Genomic DNA, 22,809 nt, shown 5'->3' on the forward strand with positions numbered 1-22,809 from the left:
CCTTATCTTTCTTTTTTTGTCGTCTGGAAATGTTACTTGTTTCAAATCAGGAAGTTTAGCGAATTCTTCGAACATCTTATCTAAGTCATCAGTTTTTGTAAATTTAACAGCCATACGGCATACCTCGATTCTTTGTGTTATCTCTATTATACTATTATTTCTGGGAAATGGTTGAAATTTAAAACAAACATGGCTCTTCTCTTTATAAAGTTGAATGAAAGCAACAAATTAATGAAAACAAGCTTTCCTGCTTATGGTATAATAGTTTCATGGATAAAAAATATGAAAAAATTTCCCAAGATTTGGGTGTAACTTTAAAGCAGATTGATACTGTATTGTCTTTGACAGCAGAAGGAGCAACTATCCCCTTTATCGCTCGTTATCGGAAAGACATGACTGGTAGTTTGGATGAGGTGGCTATTAAAGCTATTATCGACCTTGATAAAAGCCTGACTGCTCTCAATGATCGAAAAGAAGCAGTTTTAGCCAAAATCAAAGAACAAGGTAAGTTGACTAAGGAGTTGGAAGAAGCTATTCTTTCCGCCGAAAAACTAGCAGATGTAGAAGAACTCTACCTTCCCTATAAGGAAAAACGTCGCACTAAGGCAACCATTGCGCGTGAGGCGGGACTATTTCCTCTTGCTCGCTTAATCTTACAAAATGTATCTGACCTAGAAAAAGAAGCAGAAACATTTGTCTGTGAAGGTTTTGAGACTCCACAAGATACTTTAGCGGGTGCAGTTGATATCTTAGTTGAAGCTCTATCTGAAGATGTCAACTTACGTTCAATGACTTATCAAGAGGTTCTTAGACATTCTAAAATTACTTCAAAAGTCAAGGACGAAAGTTTGGATGAAAAGCAAGTCTTTCAGATTTATTACGATTTCTCAGAAACAGTTGCCAATATGCAGGGTTACCGTACACTTGCCCTTAATCGTGGTGAGAAGCTAGATGTTTTGAAGATTGGATTTGAGCATGCAGTTGATCGTATCCAAGCCTTCTTTGCTGCTCGTTTCAAGGTTAAAAACGTATATATTGACGAAGTTATTCAGCAATCTGTTAAGAAAAAAGTTTTACCAGCTATTGAGCGTCGTATTCGCACTGAACTAACAGAGAAGGCAGAAGAAGGAGCTATTCAACTCTTCTCCGAGAACCTTCGCAATCTTCTCCTTGTTGCTCCTCTTAAAGGGCGCGTGGTCCTTGGTTTTGACCCAGCATTTCGTACAGGTGCCAAGCTTGCAGTCGTTGATGTGACTGGGAAGATGCTAACAACGCAAGTCATTTATCCAGTCAAACCAGCTTCAGCTCGTCAGATTGAAGAAGCTAAGCGTTATTTGGCTGATTTGATTGGCCAATACGGTGTTGAAATTATTGCTATCGGAAATGGAACTGCCAGCCGTGAGAGCGAAGCCTTCGTCTCTGAAGTTCTTAAGGATTTTCCAGAAGTAAGCTATGTCATTGTCAATGAGAGTGGGGCATCTGTCTACTCAGCTAGTGAACTTGCTCGTCAAGAGTTTCCTGAGTTAACCGTTGAAAAACGTTCAGCCATTTCTATCGCTCGTCGTTTGCAAGACCCGCTTGCTGAGTTGGTTAAAATTGATCCCAAATCCATCGGTGTCGGTCAATACCAGCACGATGTTAGTCAGAAAAAATTGTCTGAAAGTCTTGACTTTGTTGTTGATACAGTCGTTAACCAAGTTGGTGTCAATGTCAACACAGCTAGTCCAGCCTTACTTTCACACGTAGCTGGACTTAACAAAACAATCTCTGAAAATATCGTCAAGTATCGTGAAGAAGAAGGCAAAATCACTTCACGCGCCCAAATCAAGAAAGTCCCTCGTTTAGGTGCTAAAGCCTTTGAACAGGCTGCAGGTTTCCTCCGTATCCCTGAAAGTAGCAATATCCTTGACAATACAGGTGTTCACCCAGAAAACTATGCTGCTGTTAAGGAACTCTTCAAACGTTTGGACATTAAAGACCTAAATGAAGAAGGACAAGCCAAACTTAAATCTATTTCAATCAAGGAAATGGCTCAAGAATTAGACCTCGGTCAGGAAACCCTTAAAGATATTATTGCTGATCTTCTCAAACCAGGTCGTGATTTTCGTGATTCTTTTGATGCTCCAGTCCTTCGTCAGGATGTTTTGGATATCAAAGACTTGAAAGTTGGACAAAAACTTGAGGGAGTGGTTCGGAACGTCGTTGACTTCGGTGCCTTTGTTGACATTGGTATCCATGAGGATGGTCTGATTCATATCTCTCACATGAGCAAGAAATTTATCAAACATCCAAGTCAAGTAGTATCGGTCGGCGATTTGGTAACTGTTTGGGTGAAGAAAATCGATGTTCAACGTGAAAAAGTAAATCTGTCGCTCCTTGCACCAGATGAATCTAACTGATTACGTTAGGCAAGTTTCTTTAGAAGACTTTGGAAAACCTTTCAAACACCAGGCTCAATGGAATACTCGCCTACGTTCGACAGGTGGACGATTTTTCCCTCAGGATGGCCATTTGGATTTTAATCCTAAGGTTTATCAAGAACTTGGGTTGGATGTTTTCCGAAAAATTGTTCGTCACGAACTCTGTCATTATCATCTATACTACGAGGGTAAGGGTTATAAACATAAGGATTTAGCCTTTAAGGAATTGTTAAAAGAAGTAGATGGGCTTCGCTTTGTACCTCCTTTACCGAATGCTAGTCAAAAACCAACTCTAGTCTATATTTGTCAAGCGTGTAGTCAGACCTATCAGCGAAAACGCCGAATCGACACGAGACGCTATCGATGCGGTCTTTGTCATGGTAGACTTATCCTACAAAATCCGACTAAGGACTGATGCAAGCTGTTTTGGTTCATGTTATACTCATATCAATAATACCGAAAGAGGTACAAATCATGAATACAAAATTTTATAAAATGAGGCGAAATCGTATGGTGTCAGGAGTTTTGGCAGGCTTATCAGATAAGTTTAATTTTGATGTAACCCTAGTTCGTTTTCTATTTGCAATCTTCACTGTAGCAAATTTTGGACTCGGAATCATCATCTACATCATCCTAGACTATATCTTACCTACCAAGGAAGATATCGAAGCTGATATGTACGGAACTGGCCCTCGCAAAATGAAAGAAGCTGAACCAATCGATGATGACAAAGGTTGGTTTTGGTAATCACCTTTTCTATTTAATTAAAGTTTTAAACCCTTGTAATTACAGGGGTTTTTCTTTTGCTTGAAAATTTATGGTAAACTAATAGTAGTTCATTTCAAAAAAATAATCCAATCTTACAAAAATGTAAGATTAAAGCTCCAAATGTAAGGTTATGTTATGGAACCAACTCTTTTTTTAGAGTACACTTATATCATAAAGATAAAGGAGCAAAACTATGAAAAATATTTTACAAAAGAAACAAGCAAGTAAACCGAGTCCAAAGGATATCGAGCGAGTTGAGCTCGGCATTCAAATGATGCAGGCTCAGTTTCAATTAATGGGATATTAAAAAGGAGATTATCATGACACTACTAGATGTAAAACACGTTCAAAAGATTTATAAAACTCGTTTCCAAGGTAACCAAGTAGAAGCCCTGAAAGATATTCACTTTACCGTAGAAAAAGGCGACTACGTTGCCATCATGGGTGAATCAGGTTCTGGGAAATCAACCCTACTCAATATTCTTGCCATGCTTGACAAACCAACTCGTGGTCAAGTCTTTCTTAACGGAACTGACACAGCGACCATTAAAAATTCAGAAGCATCAAGCTTCCGTCGAGAAAAGTTAGGCTTTGTCTTCCAAGACTTTAATTTGTTAGATACGCTTTCTGTTAAAGACAATATCTTACTCCCTTTGGTATTGTCTAGAAAGCCTATTACAGAAATGATGAAAAAATTGGTAGTAACAGCTGAAAATCTAGGTATCAATCAATTGCAGGAGAAGTACCCTTATGAAATCTCTGGAGGACAAAAACAACGGGTTGCAGTTGCACGGGCTATCATCACGGATCCAGAAATTCTCCTCGCTGACGAGCCAACAGGAGCCCTAGACTCTAAATCTTCTGCAGCCCTCCTTGATATCTTTGATCAGATCAACGAGCAAGGGCAAACTATTCTCATGGTGACCCACTCAACAGCTGCAGCCAGCCGTGCAAAACGTGTCCTTTTCATCAAGGACGGCATCCTCTATAATCAAATTTACCGTGGTGAAAAGACTGATCGTCAGATGTTCCAAGAAATCTCTGACACCTTGACTGTTATGGCAAGTGAGGTGAACTAGTATGTTTCGATTAACCAATAAGTTGGCCATCTCCAACTTAATCAAAAACCGCAAAATCTATTACCCTTTTGCACTAGCAGTTCTCCTTGCAGTTACCATCAGCTATCTATTTTATTCATTAACTTTTAATCCTAAAATGGTAGAAATGCGAGGTGGATCTTCTATTCAATTTACCCTTCAACTAGGTCTCATCGTAGTGACACTTGCATCTGCCATTATCGTACTTTATGCCAATAGTTTTGTCATGAAAAACCGTTCCAAAGAACTGGGTGTATATGGTATGTTAGGCCTAGAAAAGCGCCATTTAATTGGTATGACCTTTAAGGAGCTTCTGATATTTGGTTTAGCAACGGTCACTGCTGGGATTGGGTTAGGTGCCCTCTTTGACAATCTGATTTTCGCTTTACTGCTCAAACTTTCAAAGATGAAGGTAGAGCTGACTGCCACCTTCCAATGGTCCGTAGTGCTTTCGATCCTTCTGGTATTTGGTCTTATCTTTTTAGTCATTGTCTTCCTAAACGCTATCCGAATTATCCGTATGGATGCCCTCCAACTCTCTCGCGAGAAATCAAAAGGTGAAAAGAAAGGGCGCTTCCTAGTCCTTCAAACTTTAGTGGGGCTAATTACACTAGGTGGTGGCTACTACTTAGCACTAAGCGTAACAGATGTTTTCAAAGCTATTGCTACTTTCTTTATTGCGGTTATGTTAGTTATTGTAGGAACCTACCTCTTGTTCAATGCTGGGATTACAGTTTTCTTGAAAATGCTCAAGAAAAACAAGAAATATTACTACAAACCTAACAATCTCATCTCTGTTTCTAACCTCATTTTTCGTATGAAGAAAAATGCTGTCGGTTTAGCAACCATTGCCATCCTTTCAACCATGGTTTTGATCACCATGTCAGCAGCAACCAGTATCTACAATGGTTCTGAAAATATTAAAAAACTCCTGTATCCTCACGATATGTCAATTTCAGGACAAAATGTCGAAGTTGAGGATTTAGACCAACTTTTAACTCAGTATACCAAGGAAAAGAAGCTAACCATCAGCAATAAGGATGTTCTTAGCTATGCAAGTTTCGGCCTTTCTAGTCAAAATGGGACCAATTTAACCACCTTTGAAAAAGGTCAAAACAATGTTATTCCCAAAACAATTTTCCTAGTTTTTGATCAAAAAGACTATGAAAATATGACTGGACAAAAGCTGAACCTTACAAATGGTGAGGTGGGACTATTCGCTAAGAATGAAAATCTCAAAGGTCAAAAATCATTCAGTCTTAACAATCAGAACTATACGATCAAGCAAGAAATCCAGCAAGATTTCCTCAGAGACCATGTTGCAAACCAGTATGTACTATTGATTTCAGATTATAACTACCTTGTTGTCTCAAATCTACAGAACTTTTTGGACAAATACCATGATTCTGCTATCTACACTCAGCTCTACGGTGGTGTGGATGTGACGGCAAGTAAAGAGGAACAACTCAAACTTGCCGATGATTTTGAAAACTACTCTGATAATTTCAGTCACAATCTCAAGAACGAGAATGGTATGATTTACGGTGCAACCATTGCGAGTGAGTCAACTGTCGAAATGAACGCTCTCTTTGGAGGAGTTCTCTTTATCGGTATTTTCCTCACTATCATCTTTATGGTAGGTACTGTACTCGTTATCTACTATAAACAAATTTCAGAAGGTTATGAAGACCGTGAACGTTTTGTCATTCTGCAAAAGGTTGGTTTGGATCAAAAACAAATCAAGCAAACCATTAATAAACAAGTTTTGACTGTTTTCTTCCTACCTCTGGCCTTTGCCTTTCTTCATCTGGCCTTTGCTTATCACATGTTGAGCCTGATTCTCAAGGTCGTTGGTGTTGTTGATTCAGTCATGATGTTAAGTGTAACACTTTCTATTTGTGGTATCTTTGCCCTTATCTACGTACTAATCTTTATGATAACTTCAAGAAGTTATCGCAAAATTATACAGCTATAATAAAAATGCCTCGATATCATCGAGGTATTTTTATGTTTTAAATACTAAATAACTGACCCAATAGATAGGTCACTCCCATGGTTAAAAGACCGATACAAAGGTTACGAATCATGGCTGTTTTAGTTGGGGCTTTTCCAAGTTTGGCACTGGTGTAGCCGGTAACTAATAGAGAAACCGCTACAATAACAACAGTAGCAGAGATTCGATAGTCGCTTGGGAAGATGGTTATCGAAAGCACAGGAGGCAGGCTACCAAGTACAAAAGCGACGAAGCTAGATGCTGCAGCATGCCAAGGATTGGTAAACTCTTCATACTCGATTCCGTATTTTTCCTCAACTAAAGCTTTTAGTGGATCTTTCAAAAAAGCTTTGTTAACTAATAATTGAGCTGAAGTTTCACATTCACCATTTTGTAGATAAGCAGCATAGAGAGATTTCTTTGCAGCCTCGATATCCTTATCCAAAAGTAATTGCTCACGAGCTACAGCGGCTTCTTCAGTGTCTTTTTGAGTAGATACTGAAACATATTCACCTCCAGCCATAGAAAAGGCGCCAGCAAGAATAGCAGCCAATCCCGAGAGGAAGATAATCAAGATATTATTAGTAGCACTGGCAACTCCGATAACAACACCAGCTATAGAAATAATTCCATCATTAGCTCCGAGCACACCAGCACGTAAAATATTTAAACGACCAGCGAAGTTTGAATCAATTTCATGTGTAATTTCTGACATTCTACTCTCCTTTATCATTCAATAACTCTATTATAAAGGAGTAAAAAGTCGAAAACAATTATTTTGAACTATCTTAGAAAAGTTGCACAATTCTAATTATCAAATTAATAAAAAGCTCCATAACCATTTCTTATGTCAAGATGTAACAAATTTATATTTGAAACCCAGTTCATTTGGCAATACAAGGAACATAAATGAATCTTCTCAAACTACCAATATTGCAGATATAAAATCATTGGTAGTCCGTTCAGCTACAACGATCCATGCAAAGTTTTTAATTTAGATTTAGAAGCAGCAGGAGTAAAAAACAAATCCGTCTTTCAATCGGTCTTGAAAATGTCGACGATTTGATTGAAGATTTGCGACTAGCACTTGAAAAAATCTAAAAATAACTAGTTTTTATTAAATTAAGCATCCTTCTCACGAATAATAAAGTGAGGAGGATTTTTATGTATAGTATTTCATTTCAAGAAGATTCGCTTTTACCAAGAGAGAGACTAGTAAAAGAAGGAGTAGAAGCGCTCAGCAACCAAGAATTACTGGCAATATTACTAAGGACAGGCACAAAGCAGGCCAATGTCTTTGAGATAGCACAGAAGGTCTTAAATCAGCTGACATGTTTAACAGATTTAAAAAAAATGAGCCTACAGGAATTACAGACTTTATCAGGTATTGGACGTGTTAAGGCAATTGAACTACAAGCCATGATTGAACTAGGATGCCGTATCCATAAGAGAGAAACAGTAGAAATGGAGAGCATTCTCAGTAGTCAGAGATTGGCTAAGAAGATGCAAGATGAGCTCGGAGATAAAAAACAAGAGCACCTAGTGGCGCTCTATCTGAATACTCAAAACCAAATCATTCATCAGCAGACTATTTTTATCGGGTCTGCCACGAGAAGCATTGCTGAACCGAGAGAAATTCTACACTATGCCCTAAAGCATATGGCAACATCCGTGATTCTGGTTCATAATCACCCATCAGGTGCAGTATCTCCTAGTCCCAATGATGACCATGTTACGAAACTTGTAAAAGAAGCCTGTGAGTTAATGGGTCTGGTCTTATTGGACCATCTAATCGTCTCACATTCCGATTATTTTAGTTATCGTGAAAAGACGGATCTAATATAAAATTGTTCATTGTAATAGTATCATTATTCTAACTGCTTTACAGTTCATTGACGACATAGTCGAAAAGTTTTTTGTCTTTGGGGCGATTTTCAAAGAGAAATTCTGGATGCCATTGAACACCGAGATAAGGAAAACCATCTGTAGTTGTAACAGCCTCAATAATACCGTCTTTAGGATCATGTGCTACAACCTTTAGATTCGGAGCTAGATCCTTAATACTTTGATGGTGGAAAGAATTGATATGAGAAATTTCCCCATAGATTTCTCGAAGAATGGTATCTGGTTCGGTGGTAAGTCGCTGAGTTGTATATTCAGCAGAAGTGTCTTGCCAATGGTCTTCGATATCTTGATAAAGGGTTCCACCCATAGCAACGTTAAAGAGTTGAGTACCTCGACAGACAGAAAAAATTGGTTTATTCTGTCTAATAGCTTCTTTTATAAGTGCTAGCTCAAAAATATCCCTTTGAAGGTGGTAATCATCGCTATCAATAGTTTTTGATTCGCCATAGTACTTTGGGTCAACATTTTGACCACCTGTTAGGATAAGTTTATCAATCAAGCGGATGTAATAACTAGCCATTTCTTCATCACCAATTGGTAGGATAATGGGGATACCTCCAGCTTCCTTAACTCCTTCAACAAAGCCTTTGGCCGCATAACTCATCATAAGCTCATCATCTGGATGGGCTTTTTCGTTTCCTGTAATCCCAATAATTGGTTTGTTCATAAATATTTACACTTTCTAATCTTCTTTCCTCATGAAATAGAGGAGAGTTTGAAGTTCGCTTGTAAGATCGACATATTGAACAACCACATCTTTAGGAAGATGTAGGTGAACAGGTGAAAAACTGAGAATACCTTTGATACCAGCATTAACTAATAATTCAGCAACTTCTTGAGATTTAACACTAGGAACGGTAAGAATTGCTGTCTTGATATTAGCATTCTTTATTTTTTCGTTTATTTGAGATATTCCATAGATTGGAACACCGTCAGGAGTCTGAGTGCCAACCTCTGGATGATCATCTAGGTCAAAAGCCATAACAATTTTCATCTTATTACGCTCGTGAAAACGGTAGTGGAGGAGGGCATGTCCCATATTACCAATACCAACCAGCATAACATTGGTAATAGAATTATCATTTAAGAGATCGGCAAAAAAGTTCATGAGCTTCTTGACATCATAACCAAAGCCACGTCGTCCAAGTTCGCCAAAGTAAGAGAAGTCGCGACGAACAGTTGCAGAATCGATACCAATCGCCTCTGCGATTTGTTTGGAATTAGCTCTTTCGATTTTTTCAGCATTAAATCTTTTAAAGATACGATAGTAGAGAGAAAGTCTCTTCGCTGTTGCTTTAGGAATAGTAGAGTCTTTTTCTTTCACATTATCACAACCTTTCTATTTACTATTTTATAGAAAGCTTGTGAAAAAATCAACAATAACGAAAAAAAACTAAGAAAAATCTTAGTTTAGATATTATTTTGGTACTTTGTTAAAAAATGGTATAGGTCACCAAGAAGTCCTTGATAGATTTCAGCTCCATTATGCGTTAGAGATGTTATAACAGTTGTATCTGGAAGCGTCACACAGCCTGAAAGGGATAGCATAAGGGATTCAAGGTTTTCAAATTCTTGGACACGCTCTACACGATAGGCGTCCTTGTAAGTTAATCGAAACATAATGACCTTCTATCTTTCACTTTTGGTAAATATTCCACGTTCAACAAGACTATCCATCAAGAAGTAGAATTTCTCTTGGTGGATATGAGTTTCTTCTGATTTGAAGATATCAACTAAACGTAGGCCAAATTTATCTGTAATATTTATTTTAGCGCCTGTTAAGTCTTTGTTGATAATAATTTTCAGTTGGAAACCTTCTCCACTATTTGGAACTTTTTCAAGAAGACGTGTTAATTCATAGTTACCGACTTTAGTTTCAAAAAAGGTATTATCTTTTAGAGTAAACTTTTTCACAGTTGGGCTAAGTGTATAATCGTAACGGCAATTTTTTAGTTTAATGGTTTGTTCGAATGCCATTGAGTTATCCTCCGATGATATTTTTAAGAATTTTAGCAAGAGTTATCATTTCTTGCTCTGTGTTTTGAGGTGAGATACTGACGCGAACGGATTCGTATAAGCGAGGAGAGTTTTCTCCGTAGAGTGCCTTAAGGACATGACTGACCTGAACGACACCTGCAGTACAAGCAGAACCAGTTGAAATAGAAATACCTTCAAGGTCTAGGCGGAGTAGTAGTAGATCATTTCGTTGACCTGGAAATCCGATATTGAGGACATAAGGGAGTTGGTCTTTCCCTTGATTGAGATAATAGTCAATCTCAGCAATTTCATTTAAGAATGTGTCTTTTAGTTTTTGAACCTTTTTAAAATTTTGTTCTTGGTTTTCAAGATCATCCTTTAGAGCTGCTACCATTCCCAGAATTGCAGGAAGATTTTCTGTTCCTGCTCTTTTTTTCTGCTCTTGATCTCCACCATGAAGATAGGAATCAAAATCTGTAGAAGCAGCGTAGAGAAAGCCGATACCTTTTGGACCGTGAAATTTATGAGCCGAAGCACTGAGAAAATCAATCCCTAATTCTTCTGGTTGAATTTCTAATTTACCAATTGCCTGAACCGCATCTACATGATAAACAGCTGGATGATTTTTTAGAACTTCACCAATTTCAGCAATAGGTAATAGAGTTCCTGTTTCATTGTTTGCAAACATAGTTGAAACTAAGATGGTATCTTGACGAAGCGCTTTTTTGACCTGTTCTGCTGTGATTTCATGATTCTCAGGTTTTAAAATAGTTACTTCAAACCCGAAATTTTCAACAAGATATTGGATTGGTTCAAGGACAGCATGATGCTCAATAGCAGTAGTAACAATGTGTTTGCCACGATTTTGGTGACGAAGACAATAACCGATGATAGCAGTGTTATTACTTTCTGTCCCACCGGAGGTGAAGAAGATCCGTTGTGGCTTTGTTCCTAATATATTTGCCAACTCTTGACGTGCTTCACGTAATAATTTACCTGCTTGGCGTCCATGACCATGGATACTAGAAGGGTTCCCATATGTTTCTTGCATGACTTGAGTCATCGCTGAGATAGTTGCAGATGACATGGGTGTCGTAGCAGCATTATCCAAATAAATCAAAAACTCACCTAATTTCTATTTAAATTTAAATAGGGGACTAACTGGTTTTCTTTCATGAATACGAACCATGGCATCACCAATCAATTCGCTTGCAGTAATGTATTGTACGTTTTTAGGTTTTTTGCTTTCTGTCACAACAGAATCTGTAACCAAGATTTCTTTGATGCTAGTTGCATCCAGTAACTCTGCAGCACCGTCAACAAAAAGTCCGTGACTTGAGACCGCATAGATTTCAGTTGCTCCATCTCGTTCAACGATTTTAGCTGCTTCAGAGAATGTACGGCCAGTATTAAGAATATCATCGATTAAGATTGCTTTCTTACCTTCAACTTCACCGATGATGTAACCTTGGCTGCGTTCGGAATCGTCTTGAGCATAGTCAATGATTGCAATCGGTGCATCGAGGTATTCAGCAAGGCTACGAGCCCGTTTTACACCTGAGTTTTTAGGACTTACGACAACAACATCTGAACCTGTCAACCCTTTATCACAGTAATGTTTTGCAAAAAGTGGAATTGTATAGAGGTTGTCAACTGGAATATCAAAGAATCCTTGAACCTGAACAGCGTGAAGGTCTAGAGTCAATACACGGCTAACTCCAGCTTTTACCAACATATTTGCAACTAACTTAGCTGTTAGAGGTTCACGAGAAGAAGCGATACGGTCTTGACGGGCATATCCAAAGTATGGAAGTACAACATTAATGGTATTTGCACTAGCACGGACGCAGGCATCTACCATAATTAAAAGTTCCATTAAATGGTTATTCACTGGGAAGCTCGTTGATTGGATGATATAAACATCATATCCACGAACACTTTCTTCGATATTAACCTGGATTTCACCATCGGAGAATTGACGGGATGATAGTTTTCCAAGTGGAACACCTGAAGCATCTGCAATTTTTTGAGCTATTTCATGATTGGATGAAAGTGAAAAAAGCTTCATATTTTTTGTATCTGACATCGATAAACCGTCCTCTATAAACTAAGTAAATCAGCGAAAAAAACAATTTCAAAGGAAGTGTTTTCTTTCACAGATTTTATCATTTTTTGTCTACTCTATTTTATCAAAAAAAGGAGATAATTTCAGTATTTTTTCATATTTTTGATAAATCGTACTAATTTAGAAGGTGCTTTCTTGTATTGGATATCATTTGCCTTTAAAAACTCTTGAAAATCACGACTTCCTTGCTCTCCATCTTCAACTTCCAATTCTAACTCATAATCAATAACATCAAAGTAGCTACTTTGATCGAGAGCCATGAGTCCTATGGCTGTTTCTTTCTCATAACGTAAAGTTGTTAAACAACCTAAAACAATCCAGCCACTTGTTGAAACACCTCGATTTGATAACTCATCAAGAATCATTCCTTGAGGAAGTTTACATTCTTCAAGACAAGCATTGGCTTCGTCAAGAGTGAGGGCTTGATTGTATTCCATATTACCAACTTCTTGAGGGATTTTTATGGTTAATTCTGCACTTGTAGCAAAAGTACGAATACGCATGGCGATTTTATGTTGACGAAGGTAAAAATCAGGCGTATCTAGGTAGTAATTTCTTTGTGTGACGGGCTTAACTTCTGAAAAGTGATCTTTCAATTTTTGATATTCTTCCTCGGTCAGAAGTGTTTTCATTTCAATTTCTAAATGTTTCATTTTTATAACCTTTTCTTTATATTTGAAAGCGATTTATGGTATAATAAGTATTGTATTTATTGTATAAGATTTTCAATGGAAAATCAAAAATTAGATCAATTAAAGTGTAGAGAGTTGGACCTTATAGTTATATGATTACAGAATGGGAAGAATTTTTAGATCCTTACATTCAGGCTGTCGGAGAGCTGAAGATAAAACTCCGAGGTATTCGAAAACAATACCGCAAACAAAATAAACATTCTCCAATCGAGTTTGTCACAGGTCGTGTTAAACCGATTGAAAGTATTAAAGAAAAAATGGCGCGTCGTGGGATTGGCTATGATACGTTGGAACAAGATTTGCAAGATATTGCAGGTTTACGTGTGATGGTTCAATTTGTAGATGATGTACATGAAGTGGTTTCTATCCTTCGTAAAAGACAGGATATGCGAGTTGTTCAAGAACGTGATTATATCACTCACCGTAAGGCCTCTGGCTATCGCTCTTATCATTTGATTATAGAGTACACGGTTGATACGATTAATGGCGCAAAAACAATTCTTGTTGAAATTCAGATTCGTACCTTGGCTATGAACTTTTGGGCTACGATCGAACATTCACTCAACTATAAATACCAAGGAGATTTCCCGAAGGAAATCAAAGAAAGGCTAGAAATTACGGCGAGAATTTCTCATCAACTGGATGAAGAAATGAGTAAAATACGTGCGGATATCCAAGAAGCACAAGCGCTTTTTGATCCCTTGTATAGAAAGTTAAATGACGGGGTAGGAAACAGTGACGATACCGATGAAGAATACAGGTAAACGAATTGACCTAATTGCCAACCGTAAACCTCAGAGTCAAAAAGTTCTTTTCGAATTAAAAGAACGTCTAAAAAAGAATAATTTTATCCTCAATGATAAAAATCCAGATATTGTCATCTCTATTGGTGGAGATGGCATGTTGTTATCTGCCTTTCACAAGTACGAAAACCAACTAGATAAGGTCAGGTTTATTGGAGTTCACACAGGTCACTTAGGTTTTTATACGGACTATCGAGATTTTGAATTGGACCAATTGGTCACAAATTTACAGTTAGATAATGGGGCTCGTGTTTCTTATCCACTTTTAAATGTCAAAGTCTTTCTCGAAAATGGTGAGGTCAAGTCTTTTAGAGCCCTAAATGAAGCTAGTATTCGTCGGTCTGATCGCACTATGGTTGCAGATGTTATTATTAACAATGTTCCCTTTGAACGTTTTCGTGGAGACGGTCTTACAGTTTCAACACCAACAGGAAGTACAGCCTATAATAAATCACTTGGTGGAGCAGTCCTACATCCGACCATAGAAGCTTTGCAATTGGCTGAAATTGCTAGTCTAAATAATCGTATTTACCGAACGCTTGGTTCATCAATTATTGTACCTAAAAAAGACAAGATAGAATTGATACCAACTCGAAATGACTATCACACGATTTCGGTCGACAATAGTATCTATTCTTTCCGAAATATTGAGAAAATAGAGTATCAGATTGACCACCACAAGATTCATTTTGTAGCTACACCGAGCCACACCAGTTTTTGGAATCGTGTAAAAGACGCCTTTATTGGCGAGGTGGATGAATGAGGTTTCAGTTTATTGCTGACGAACATGTCAAGGTCAAAACCTTTCTGAAAAAACATGAAGTTTCCAAAGGTTTACTTGCTAAGATTAAGTTTCGAGGCGGTGATATTCGAGTCAATGGACGTCCGCAGAATGCAACTTATCTCCTTGATGTTGGAGATGAAGTCGTCATTGATATTCCGCCGGAGGAAGGTTTTGAGACTCTGGAAGCAATTGATTATCCTTTAGACATTTTATTTGAAGATGATCATTTCTTGATTATCAACAAACCCTTTGGTGTTGCATCAATTCCCAGTGTCAATCATTCTAATACGATTGCCAACTTTATAAAGGGTTACTATGTCAAACAAAACTATGAGAATCAACAAGTCCACATCGTGACGAGACTTGATAGAGATACATCGGGCTTGATGCTTTTTGCTAAACACGGCTATGCGCATGCCAGATTAGATAAACAGTTGCAAAAAAAGGCTATTGAAAAGCATTATTACGCCCTATTCAAGGGAGATGGTCATCTGGAACCTCAGGGAGAAATCATTGCACCCATAGCCCGTGATGAAGACTCTATCATCACTAGGCGGGTAGCAAAGGGAGGTAAATATGCCCATACGTCCTATCAAATCGTGGCATCTTATGGGAATATTCACTTAGTTGATATTCGTCTCCACACCGGAAGAACCCACCAGATTCGGGTTCATTTCTCGCATATTGGTTTTCCGTTACTTGGAGATGATCTTTATGGGGGAAGCTTAGAACATGGCATCGAACGCCAGGCTCTACATTGCCATTACTTATCGTTCTATCATCCTTTCTTAGAAGAGCAGTTGGAGCTAGAATGCCCACTGCCGGATGATTTCGACACACTTATTACACAGTTATCAAATAATAATTTATTTTAAAAAAGGAGTCAAAACTCATGGAAGTTTTTGAAAGTTTGAAAGCCAACCTAGTTGGTAAAAACGCACGCATTGTTCTACCTGAAGGTGAAGAACCACGTATCCTTCAAGCAACAAAGCGTTTGGTAAAAGAAACAGAAGTTATTCCTGTCCTCCTAGGAAACCCTGACAAGATTAGAATTTATCTTGAAATTGAAGGTGTTACGGATGGTTACGAAGTTATCGATCCAGAACATTACCCACGATTTGAAGAAATGGTCGCTTCACTTGTTGAACGTCGTAAAGGAAAAATGACAGAAGAAGAAGCGAGAGAAGTTCTCGTCAATGATGTTAACTACTTTGGTGTTATGTTAGTTTATATGGACTTGGTGGATGGTATGGTTTCAGGGGCTATTCACTCAACAGCTTCGACCGTTCGTCCAGCTCTTCAAATCATCAAGACTCGTCCAAATGTGAGCCGTACATCAGGTGCCTTTCTTATGGTTCGTGGAACAGAGCGTTACCTCTTCGGTGACTGTGCTATCAACATTAACCCGGATGCTGATGCACTTGCTGAAATTGCGATTAACTCAGCAATCACAGCTAAGATGTTTGGTATTGAACCTAAGATTGCTATGCTTAGCTATTCAACTAAAGGCTCAGGTTTTGGCGAAAGTGTTGATAAGGTTGTTGAAGCAACTAAAATCGCACACGACTTGCGTCCAGACCTTGAAATTGATGGTGAATTGCAATTTGATGCTGCCTTTGTTCCAGAAACTGCCGCTCTTAAAGCTCCAGGAAGTAATGTAGCTGGACAAGCTAATGTCTTCATCTTCCCTGGTATCGAAGCTGGTAACATTGGTTACAAGATGGCAGAACGTCTTGGTGGATTTGCTGCTGTTGGACCTGTTCTACAAGGACTTAACAAACCGGTAAATGACCTTTCTCGCGGATGTAACTCTGACGATGTTTACAAATTAACTCTTATCACAGCAGCACAAGCTGTTCATCAATAAAAATGTTATCCCTCTTTTCCTATCGATAAAGGGGGATTTCTCTTTTTAAAAGACACAAATCATCTGCAAAAACAGCTAAAATATGGTAAAATAGTCAGTAATCATCTATGTTTTATAGAATAAGTTTGTATGAAGAAAAGGAAATAGAATGGCAACTATTCAATGGTTTCCTGGGCATATGTCCAAGGCGCGTCGTCAGGTCCAGGAAAATTTAAAATTTGTTGATTTTGTGACAGTTTTAGTGGATGCACGTTTGCCCTTGTCCAGTCAAAATCCAATGCTGACTAAAATCATCGGAGACAAACCAAGACTATTGATTCTAAACAAGGCAGATCTTGCAGATCCAGTATTAACAAAAGAATGGCGCCAGCACTTTGAATCACAAGGCATTCAAACACTTGCAATCAATTCTAAGGAACAAATCACTGTAAAAGTCGTAACGGATGCTGCTAAGAAACTCATGGTAGAGAAGATTGCTCGTCAAAAGGAACGAGGAATTCAAATTGAAACCTTGCGTACCATGATTATCGGGATTCCAAACGCTGGAAAATCAACACTGATGAACCGTTTGGCTGGTAAGAAGATTGCTGTAGTTGGTAACAAGCCTGGTGTGACAAAAGGTCAACAATGGTTCAAAACAAATAAGGATTTAGAAATTCTGGACACTCCAGGGATTCTTTGGCCAAAATTTGAAGATGAAACTGTTGCTCTTAAACTTGCACTCACTGGAGCAATCAAGGATCAGTTGCTTCCAATGGATGAGGTAACGATTTTCGGTCTCAATTACTTTAAAACGAATTATCCTGAAAAGCTTCAAGAACGTTTCAAACAAATGAATCTGGACGATGAAGCTCCAGAAATTATCATGGATATGACGCGTATCCTTGGTTTCCGTGATGATTACGATCGTTTTTACAATCTCTTTGTCAAAGAAGTTCGTGATGGAAAACTTGGTAATTACACATTAGATACGTTGGATGATCTCAATGGCAACGATTAAAGAAATAAAAGAATCATTAGCAAAGATAACTGAACTTGAAAGTCCCTTATTTAAGGAATTTGAAAAAGATTCTCGTTCAGGAGTACAAAAGGAAATTCAAAAGCGTAAGAAAGTCATTCAAGCTGAAATTGATGAAAATCTTCGCTTAGAAGGTATGTTATCTTATGAAAAAGAGCTTTACGCACAAGGCCTTAACCTAATTGCAGGTGTCGATGAGGTTGGACGTGGCCCTTTGGCTGGACCTGTCGTTGCTGCAGCAGTTATTCTGCCGAAAAAATGTAAAATTAAAGGTCTAAACGATAGCAAACAAATACCCAAGAAAAAGCATAGAGAAGTTTTTCAAGCTGTTAAAGACAATGCCCTAGCAATCGGTATTGGAATTATGGATAATCATATCATTGACCAAGTTAATATCTATGAAGCGACTAAATTAGCCATGAAAGAGGCTATTTCTCAACTTGAATCTCAACCAGAACACCTTTTGATTGATGCTATGAAATTAGATTTACCGATTTCTCAGACATCCATCATCAAAGGAGATGCCAACTCCCTATCCATTGCTGCGGCTTCTATAGTTGCTAAGGTTACCAGAGATGATCTTATGGTTACCTACGGACAGCAATTTCCAGGTTATGATTTTGAACACAATGCTGGCTACGGTACTGCAAAACACCTAGAAGGAATAAAACAATACGGTATAACATCCATTCATAGACGAAGTTTTGAACCAATCAAATCATTCATCTCAGAAGAAGGGAAAAGTGACTTGTTATGAAGATTAAATCAGAAATACTACGCCCTAAAAAAGAATTTGAATTTGCTTCTAGTTCAATATTGTCACAAGTCGTACGTGGAATATTAGTAGGGCTTGTGGTAGGAGCTATAGTTGGTTCGTTTCGCTTTTCAATTGAAAAAGGATTTCATGTTATTCAAGGACTATACCAAGATAAACAGCATCTTTTGCAGAATATTGGCATGATTGTTCTCCTGTATGTTTTTATTATTTGGTTAGGAGCAAAACTAACTCGTTCAGAAAAAAATATAAAAGGTTCTGGAATTCCTCAAGTAGAGGCTGAATTAAAAGGACTCATGTCTCTTAACTGGTGGAGTATCCTCTGGAAAAAATACATCCTTGGGATTTTAGCAATTGGTGGAGGACTCATGCTCGGACGTGAAGGTCCCAGTATCCAACTAGGCGCCATGGGGGGAAAAGGAATTGCAAAATGGCTAAAATCAAGTCCATTAGAAGAACGTTCTCTCATTGCAAGTGGTGCAGCTGCTGGACTAGCTGCTGCATTCAACGCCCCTATAGCCGCATTATTGTTTGTCGTTGAGGAGGTTTATCATCATTTTTCAAGAGTCTTTTGGGTATCTGCTTTAGCAGCCAGTATCGTTGCTAACTTTATCTCACTCTTGATTTTTGGATTAACGCCTGTATTGGATATGCCTGATAATATTCCTCTGATGACTCTTGATCAATACTGGATTTATCTGGTGATGGGTATTTTCCTTGGATTATCTGGTTTTCTTTACGAAAAGGCAGTTTTGAATATTCCACTTGTTTATGAGTGGATCGGAGAAAAAATCCACTTAGACCGAGCCTATTATCCCATTATAGCTTTTCTTTTGATTATTCCGGTTGGGGTTTATTTTCCAAATGTTCTCGGAGGAGGCAATCAACTAGTCCTTTCTTTAACGAGTCAAGATTATCCGTTTAAAATATTATTGCTATACTTCATCATCCGATTTGCTTGGAGTATGATTAGTTATGGTAGCGGACTTCCTGGAGGAATTTTCCTACCTATCCTTGCTTTAGGTTCTCTATTAGGAGCTCTTGTTGGAGTAATCTGCGTGAACTTTGATCTTATTAGCCCTGAACAATTTCCTATTTTCGTGATTTTAGGTATGAGTGGTTATTTTGGTGCAATATCAAAGGCTCCACTGACAGCTATGATTCTTGTTACTGAGATGGTAGGAGACATTCGTAACCTCATGCCGCTCGGTCTTGTGACACTTGTAGCTTATATTGTCATGGATTTGCTTAAAGGCGCTCCAGTATACGAAGCTATGCTTGAAAGATTGCTACCAGAAGAAGTAGCTGCAGATCAAGGAGAAGTAACCTTAATCGAAATTCCAGTTTCAGAAAAAATTTCAGGAAAACAAGTCCATGAATTAAACCTCCCACACAATACCTTAATTACAACGCAAGTACATAACGGTAAAACGCAAACAGTTAACGGAACGAGCAAATTATACGTAGGAGATACGATTCACCTTGTCATCCCAAAAAATGAAATTGGAAAAGTTAAAGATTTGCTACTATAAAAACATAATTTAAGTTATGTAATTTTTAAGAACAAAAAGATTAGAGAATGTATTTGTTACATAATTTAATTTATGTTAAGTATTTATTTTTTAGGATATTTAAAATAATTAAAGGGAGATGATATGAGTAGAAATAAAGCTCTTGCAGTTTATTTACTGGGGACTTTTAGCCAATTATTATTAGTTTGTTTAGTTGTATTTTTCTGCAATTATTATGCTGTTCATTCTGATCTAATAAATGTTTTCGGAGTAATGATAGGTGGTATTTCTACAGCCTTATGGGGAAGTATTGTTGCTATTTGGTATTATGAGATTGACTTAAAGAAGATAATAAAAGATTTTTTTAACATTCAGACCAGTTACAAACATTATTTATTAGCATTTTTTCTTATTATTCTTGATTTCTCTTTTCTATTTTTTGGGGGGAAAATCGTACAATTTATCTGGTATCTTCCTATTCTGATGTTTTTTAAATTTATTATATTTGGAGGTTTGGAAGAAATTGGTTGGAGATACGTATTTCAGCCAATTTTACAAGAAAAGTTTCACTATTTTCAAGCGACAATTTTAACATTTATCATGTGGTCAATTTGGCATTTATTGTTCTTTTATATAGATGGTTCTCTAGCCAACCTTCAAATAGTACCTTTTTTATTTGGATTACTAACAAATTCCTTTATTCTTTCAGCTCTTTATTTAAAAACAAAGAATCTCTGGATTTGTGTAATGACACATTCAATGATTAATATGTTTTCTCAATTGACTATCAGTGACGACCATTACGGAATGTATCTAATCAGAATTATTGTTATTGTTGCATCGTGTTATCTAGTAATGTCTAGCAAAGTAAAGTATAAAACATATTAAATAGTATTTAGAATAATTTTGAACATTTAATAGAGTGTTAAAAATCCAAATCACTTTGTTGATTTGGATTTTATTGATTTTAGAGAAAATTATAAGTTTATGTAAAAGTTATTTAAACATTGATAGAAAAAATAAAAGTTAATGTACATTTGAACGATTTTTAGTTTTCACTTAAATAAAGTACATAATTGAGTATAATTGGCTTAAAAATTTTTTGGTTTTTTTATCCATTCCTATATATCCCCTATAACATCTTTCCGAAAAACTATAATTTTCTTGAAAAATATATCTTGCTATGCTATACTACTAGTATAGAAAGATTTGGAGAAAAATATGAAACGCGAGATCTTATTAGAACGGATTGATAAACTCAAACAAGTCATGCCCTGGTACGTTCTGGAATACTATCAATCGAAACTGGCTGTTCCTTACAGTTTTACGACCTTGTACGAATATTTAAAGGAATACGATCGATTTTTCACCTGGGTTATGGAATCTGGAATATCGAATGCTGACACCATGGCCAAGATTCCTTTAGACGTTCTGGAGCACATGACCAAGAAAGACATGGAGTCCTTTATTCTTTACTTACGTGAACGTCCTCTGCTCAATGCCAATACGACGAAAAATGGGGTTTCTCAAACAACCATTAACCGTACTCTTTCGGCACTTTCTAGTCTCTATAAGTACTTGACTGAGGAGGTTGAAAATGAGCAAGGGGAACCTTATTTCTACCGTAACGTCATGAAGAAGGTTGCAACCAAGAAAAAGAAAGAAACCTTGGCGGCCCGAGCTGAAAATATCAAGCAAAAGCTCTTTTTAGGTGATGAAACAGAGGGATTTTTGAATTATATAGATGAGGAATACCCTCAAACACTCTCAAATCGAGCCTTATCGTCCTTTAACAAGAATAAGGAGCGAGATTTAGCCATTATCGCACTCCTTCTTGCCTCTGGTGTCCGTCTTTCTGAGGCAGTTAACTTAGATCTTCGAGATCTTAACCTTAAAATGATGGTGATTGATGTTACTCGAAAAGGTGGAAAAAGAGACTCAGTCAATGTGGCTGCCTTTGCTAAACCCTATTTAGAGCAATATCTTGCTATTCGAGACAAACGTTATAAGACAGAAAAGACCGATACAGCCCTCTTTCTAACCTTATATCGAGGTGTTCCAAACCGTATCGATGCTTCTAGTGTTGAAAAAATGGTCGCCAAGTATTCAGAAGATTTTAAAGTCCGCGTAACTCCCCATAAACTGCGCCATACTCTTGCAACCCGTCTCTATGATGCAACCAAATCCCAAGTTTTGGTCAGCCACCAGCTGGGACATGCTAGCACACAGGTAACGGACTTGTATACGCATATCGTTAATGACGAACAGAAAAATGCCTTGGATAGTTTATAATATTACATAATATAAATTATGTAATATTTTAGTGTTAGAAAAAGAGCGTAGGTTTTTTTATCGAATCTTACGCTCTTTTATTCTTTCTATAAAAATTCAATCCAATAATTTCTGTGAGGTTCAATAATGACTGGTTTCCTCCAGAATGATTTTAGATAGGCCAAGTTTGCAGGGGTGACAGGTCTTTTTTCACCATTGAACTTCTCTGCGCTATCTTTTGTTAGAAAGCATTTAACAGCTTCATAAGGAGTACCGTCACTAGCTGTACGATCGATACCCATATAAGCAATTTCATCACCTTTCTGTGGGTTATCAGTCAGAAGTTTACCAATAAAGTAGACCGTTTTATCTTTCATTAATTCATAAGCCTTACTATTTTCAAGACGGTTATTAGCTGCAGCGTACATAATGCAAAAACTATCAACAATGTCTTTTAGAGGCATTAACGCTTCTTTGCTTACGATGATTTCCTCAGGAGCAAGACCACCAATAATCAATGCTTTAAAATGTGCTTGCTGAATAACATTATCTAAAGCCATTCCTAATGGTAGTTGGACAGCTTGATAACCTAATGGCTCTAACTCTTGTTTTTTCTTATCGAAATGCTCTTGTGTGATACTAATGTTTAAATCATAAGGATTTGTAGTTTCTTGATTCTTAAAAAATGCTACCACAATACGATCTAACTGTTCAAATAGACCGAGATTTTCAATTGGAACCTCTATCATTTTTAATTTTTCCTTCCTTATTTAAAAATTCAACTACATTATACTCTCATCATG

At 37.4% G+C, this 22,809-nt stretch carries 25 protein-coding genes and 1 pseudogene; 16 read left to right on the forward strand and 10 right to left on the reverse strand.

All coding sequences use genetic code 11. From position 1 onward, the window contains the following. Nucleotides 1-114 (reverse strand): SPJ_0845 family protein (locus tag HMPREF9180_RS10485; protein WP_154645154.1); only part of this gene is annotated, 114 nt, incomplete at its 3' end. A gap of 155 nt (nt 115-269) precedes the next feature. On the opposite strand from HMPREF9180_RS10485, the gene HMPREF9180_RS05660 reads away from it, so the two are divergent. The 5 genes from HMPREF9180_RS05660 to HMPREF9180_RS05680 all read left to right on the forward strand — a co-directional run bounded on the left by HMPREF9180_RS05660 (nt 270) and on the right by HMPREF9180_RS05680 (nt 6,260). Then, nucleotides 270-2,399, forward strand: a complete 2,130-nt coding sequence (locus tag HMPREF9180_RS05660; protein WP_006145532.1) for a Tex family protein — start codon at nt 270-272, stop codon at nt 2,397-2,399. After that, on the forward strand, nt 2,386-2,835 hold the full coding sequence (locus tag HMPREF9180_RS05665) for a SprT family protein (RefSeq protein ID WP_006145533.1): 450 nt from the start codon (nt 2,386-2,388) through the stop codon (nt 2,833-2,835). Before HMPREF9180_RS05660 ends, HMPREF9180_RS05665 begins: the two co-directional genes overlap by 14 nt. Nucleotides 2,836-2,894: 59 nt before the next feature. Next, entirely contained in the window at nt 2,895-3,167 is a 273-nt protein-coding gene (locus HMPREF9180_RS05670) for a PspC domain-containing protein (protein WP_025168673.1), read from the forward strand. 341 nt (nt 3,168-3,508) lie between these two features. Continuing rightward, complete coding sequence (locus tag HMPREF9180_RS05675) at nt 3,509-4,267, forward strand: ABC transporter ATP-binding protein (RefSeq protein WP_006145535.1); 759 nt, start codon at nt 3,509-3,511, stop codon at nt 4,265-4,267. Between the two features lies 1 nt (nt 4,268). Beyond that, nucleotides 4,269-6,260, forward strand: coding sequence for an FtsX-like permease family protein (locus HMPREF9180_RS05680; protein ID WP_006145537.1), 1,992 nt, complete (start codon nt 4,269-4,271; stop codon nt 6,258-6,260). 37 nt (nt 6,261-6,297) lie between these two features. Here HMPREF9180_RS05680 and HMPREF9180_RS05685 read toward each other — a convergent pair whose 3' ends face one another. Next, the gene (locus tag HMPREF9180_RS05685) at nt 6,298-6,993 is read right to left on the reverse strand and encodes a VIT1/CCC1 transporter family protein (RefSeq protein ID WP_025168674.1); all 696 of its coding nucleotides are present in this window, start codon (nt 6,991-6,993) and stop codon (nt 6,298-6,300) included. Between the two features lie 202 nt (nt 6,994-7,195). Between HMPREF9180_RS05685 and HMPREF9180_RS10450 the strand changes: the two are divergent. Continuing rightward, a pseudogene (locus HMPREF9180_RS10450) lies at nt 7,196-7,379 on the forward strand (PLP-dependent transferase); the annotation flags it as partial. A 63-nt stretch (nt 7,380-7,442) separates the two neighbouring features. Next, a complete protein-coding gene (gene radC / locus HMPREF9180_RS05690) occupies nt 7,443-8,123 on the forward strand; it encodes a RadC family protein (protein WP_006145539.1) in 681 nt (226 codons plus the stop codon). Nucleotides 8,124-8,160: 37 nt separating this feature from the next. On the opposite strand, the gene HMPREF9180_RS05695 is transcribed toward radC, so the two are convergent. The 7 genes from HMPREF9180_RS05695 to HMPREF9180_RS05725 all read right to left on the reverse strand — a co-directional run bounded on the left by HMPREF9180_RS05695 (nt 8,161) and on the right by HMPREF9180_RS05725 (nt 12,938). Further along, nucleotides 8,161-8,850, reverse strand: coding sequence for a gamma-glutamyl-gamma-aminobutyrate hydrolase family protein (locus tag HMPREF9180_RS05695; protein ID WP_006145540.1), 690 nt, complete (start codon nt 8,848-8,850; stop codon nt 8,161-8,163). A 15-nt stretch (nt 8,851-8,865) separates the two neighbouring features. Next, nucleotides 8,866-9,507: a redox-sensing transcriptional repressor Rex gene (locus tag HMPREF9180_RS05700; protein WP_006145541.1), complete on the reverse strand. Its 642-nt coding sequence runs from the start codon at nt 9,505-9,507 to the stop codon at nt 8,866-8,868. An 86-nt stretch (nt 9,508-9,593) separates the two neighbouring features. Further along, the gene (locus tag HMPREF9180_RS05705; protein ID WP_006145542.1) at nt 9,594-9,803 is read right to left on the reverse strand and encodes a DUF4649 family protein; all 210 of its coding nucleotides are present in this window, start codon (nt 9,801-9,803) and stop codon (nt 9,594-9,596) included. A 9-nt stretch (nt 9,804-9,812) separates the two neighbouring features. After that, entirely contained in the window at nt 9,813-10,160 is a 348-nt protein-coding gene (locus tag HMPREF9180_RS05710) for a DUF1831 domain-containing protein (protein WP_006145543.1), read from the reverse strand. 4 nt (nt 10,161-10,164) lie between these two features. Beyond that, nucleotides 10,165-11,280: a cysteine desulfurase family protein gene (locus tag HMPREF9180_RS05715; protein WP_006145545.1), complete on the reverse strand. Its 1,116-nt coding sequence runs from the start codon at nt 11,278-11,280 to the stop codon at nt 10,165-10,167. 15 nt (nt 11,281-11,295) lie between these two features. Further along, nucleotides 11,296-12,246, reverse strand: a complete 951-nt coding sequence (locus tag HMPREF9180_RS05720) for a ribose-phosphate diphosphokinase (RefSeq protein WP_006145546.1) — start codon at nt 12,244-12,246, stop codon at nt 11,296-11,298. 122 nt (nt 12,247-12,368) lie between these two features. Next, a complete protein-coding gene (locus HMPREF9180_RS05725) occupies nt 12,369-12,938 on the reverse strand; it encodes a CYTH domain-containing protein (protein WP_006145548.1) in 570 nt (189 codons plus the stop codon). A 131-nt stretch (nt 12,939-13,069) separates the two neighbouring features. Here HMPREF9180_RS05725 and yjbM point away from each other — a divergent pair, with 131 nt between their 5' ends. The 9 genes from yjbM (at nt 13,070) to xerS (ending at nt 22,027) form a co-directional block, all read left to right on the forward strand. After that, a complete protein-coding gene (gene yjbM / locus HMPREF9180_RS05730; RefSeq protein ID WP_006145551.1) occupies nt 13,070-13,741 on the forward strand; it encodes a GTP diphosphokinase in 672 nt (223 codons plus the stop codon). Further along, nucleotides 13,725-14,543: an NAD kinase gene (locus HMPREF9180_RS05735; RefSeq protein WP_006145552.1), complete on the forward strand. Its 819-nt coding sequence runs from the start codon at nt 13,725-13,727 to the stop codon at nt 14,541-14,543. Before yjbM ends, HMPREF9180_RS05735 begins: the two co-directional genes overlap by 17 nt. Next, nucleotides 14,540-15,439: an RluA family pseudouridine synthase gene (locus HMPREF9180_RS05740; RefSeq protein ID WP_006145553.1), complete on the forward strand. Its 900-nt coding sequence runs from the start codon at nt 14,540-14,542 to the stop codon at nt 15,437-15,439. The genes HMPREF9180_RS05735 and HMPREF9180_RS05740 overlap by 4 nt, the downstream gene beginning before the upstream one ends. Before the next feature lie 17 nt (nt 15,440-15,456). Continuing rightward, entirely contained in the window at nt 15,457-16,431 is a 975-nt protein-coding gene (gene pta, locus HMPREF9180_RS05745) for a phosphate acetyltransferase (RefSeq protein WP_006145554.1), read from the forward strand. A gap of 148 nt (nt 16,432-16,579) precedes the next feature. Continuing rightward, complete coding sequence (gene ylqF / locus HMPREF9180_RS05750) at nt 16,580-17,431, forward strand: ribosome biogenesis GTPase YlqF (protein ID WP_006145555.1); 852 nt, start codon at nt 16,580-16,582, stop codon at nt 17,429-17,431. Beyond that, nucleotides 17,418-18,206, forward strand: coding sequence for a ribonuclease HII (locus HMPREF9180_RS05755; RefSeq protein WP_006145556.1), 789 nt, complete (start codon nt 17,418-17,420; stop codon nt 18,204-18,206). Before ylqF ends, HMPREF9180_RS05755 begins: the two co-directional genes overlap by 14 nt. Next, complete coding sequence (locus HMPREF9180_RS05760; RefSeq protein WP_006145557.1) at nt 18,203-19,756, forward strand: ClC family H(+)/Cl(-) exchange transporter; 1,554 nt, start codon at nt 18,203-18,205, stop codon at nt 19,754-19,756. Before HMPREF9180_RS05755 ends, HMPREF9180_RS05760 begins: the two co-directional genes overlap by 4 nt. A gap of 123 nt (nt 19,757-19,879) precedes the next feature. Then, nucleotides 19,880-20,623, forward strand: coding sequence for a CPBP family intramembrane glutamic endopeptidase (locus HMPREF9180_RS05765; RefSeq protein ID WP_006145558.1), 744 nt, complete (start codon nt 19,880-19,882; stop codon nt 20,621-20,623). Nucleotides 20,624-20,956: 333 nt separating this feature from the next. Then, complete coding sequence (gene xerS / locus HMPREF9180_RS05770; protein ID WP_006145559.1) at nt 20,957-22,027, forward strand: tyrosine recombinase XerS; 1,071 nt, start codon at nt 20,957-20,959, stop codon at nt 22,025-22,027. Nucleotides 22,028-22,113: 86 nt separating this feature from the next. On the opposite strand, the gene HMPREF9180_RS05775 is transcribed toward xerS, so the two are convergent. After that, entirely contained in the window at nt 22,114-22,755 is a 642-nt protein-coding gene (locus HMPREF9180_RS05775; RefSeq protein ID WP_006145560.1) for a hypothetical protein, read from the reverse strand. Between the last annotated feature and the right edge of the window lie 54 nt (nt 22,756-22,809).

Source organism: Streptococcus peroris ATCC 700780 (assembly GCF_000187585.1).
Lineage (GTDB): Bacteria > Bacillota > Bacilli > Lactobacillales > Streptococcaceae > Streptococcus > Streptococcus peroris.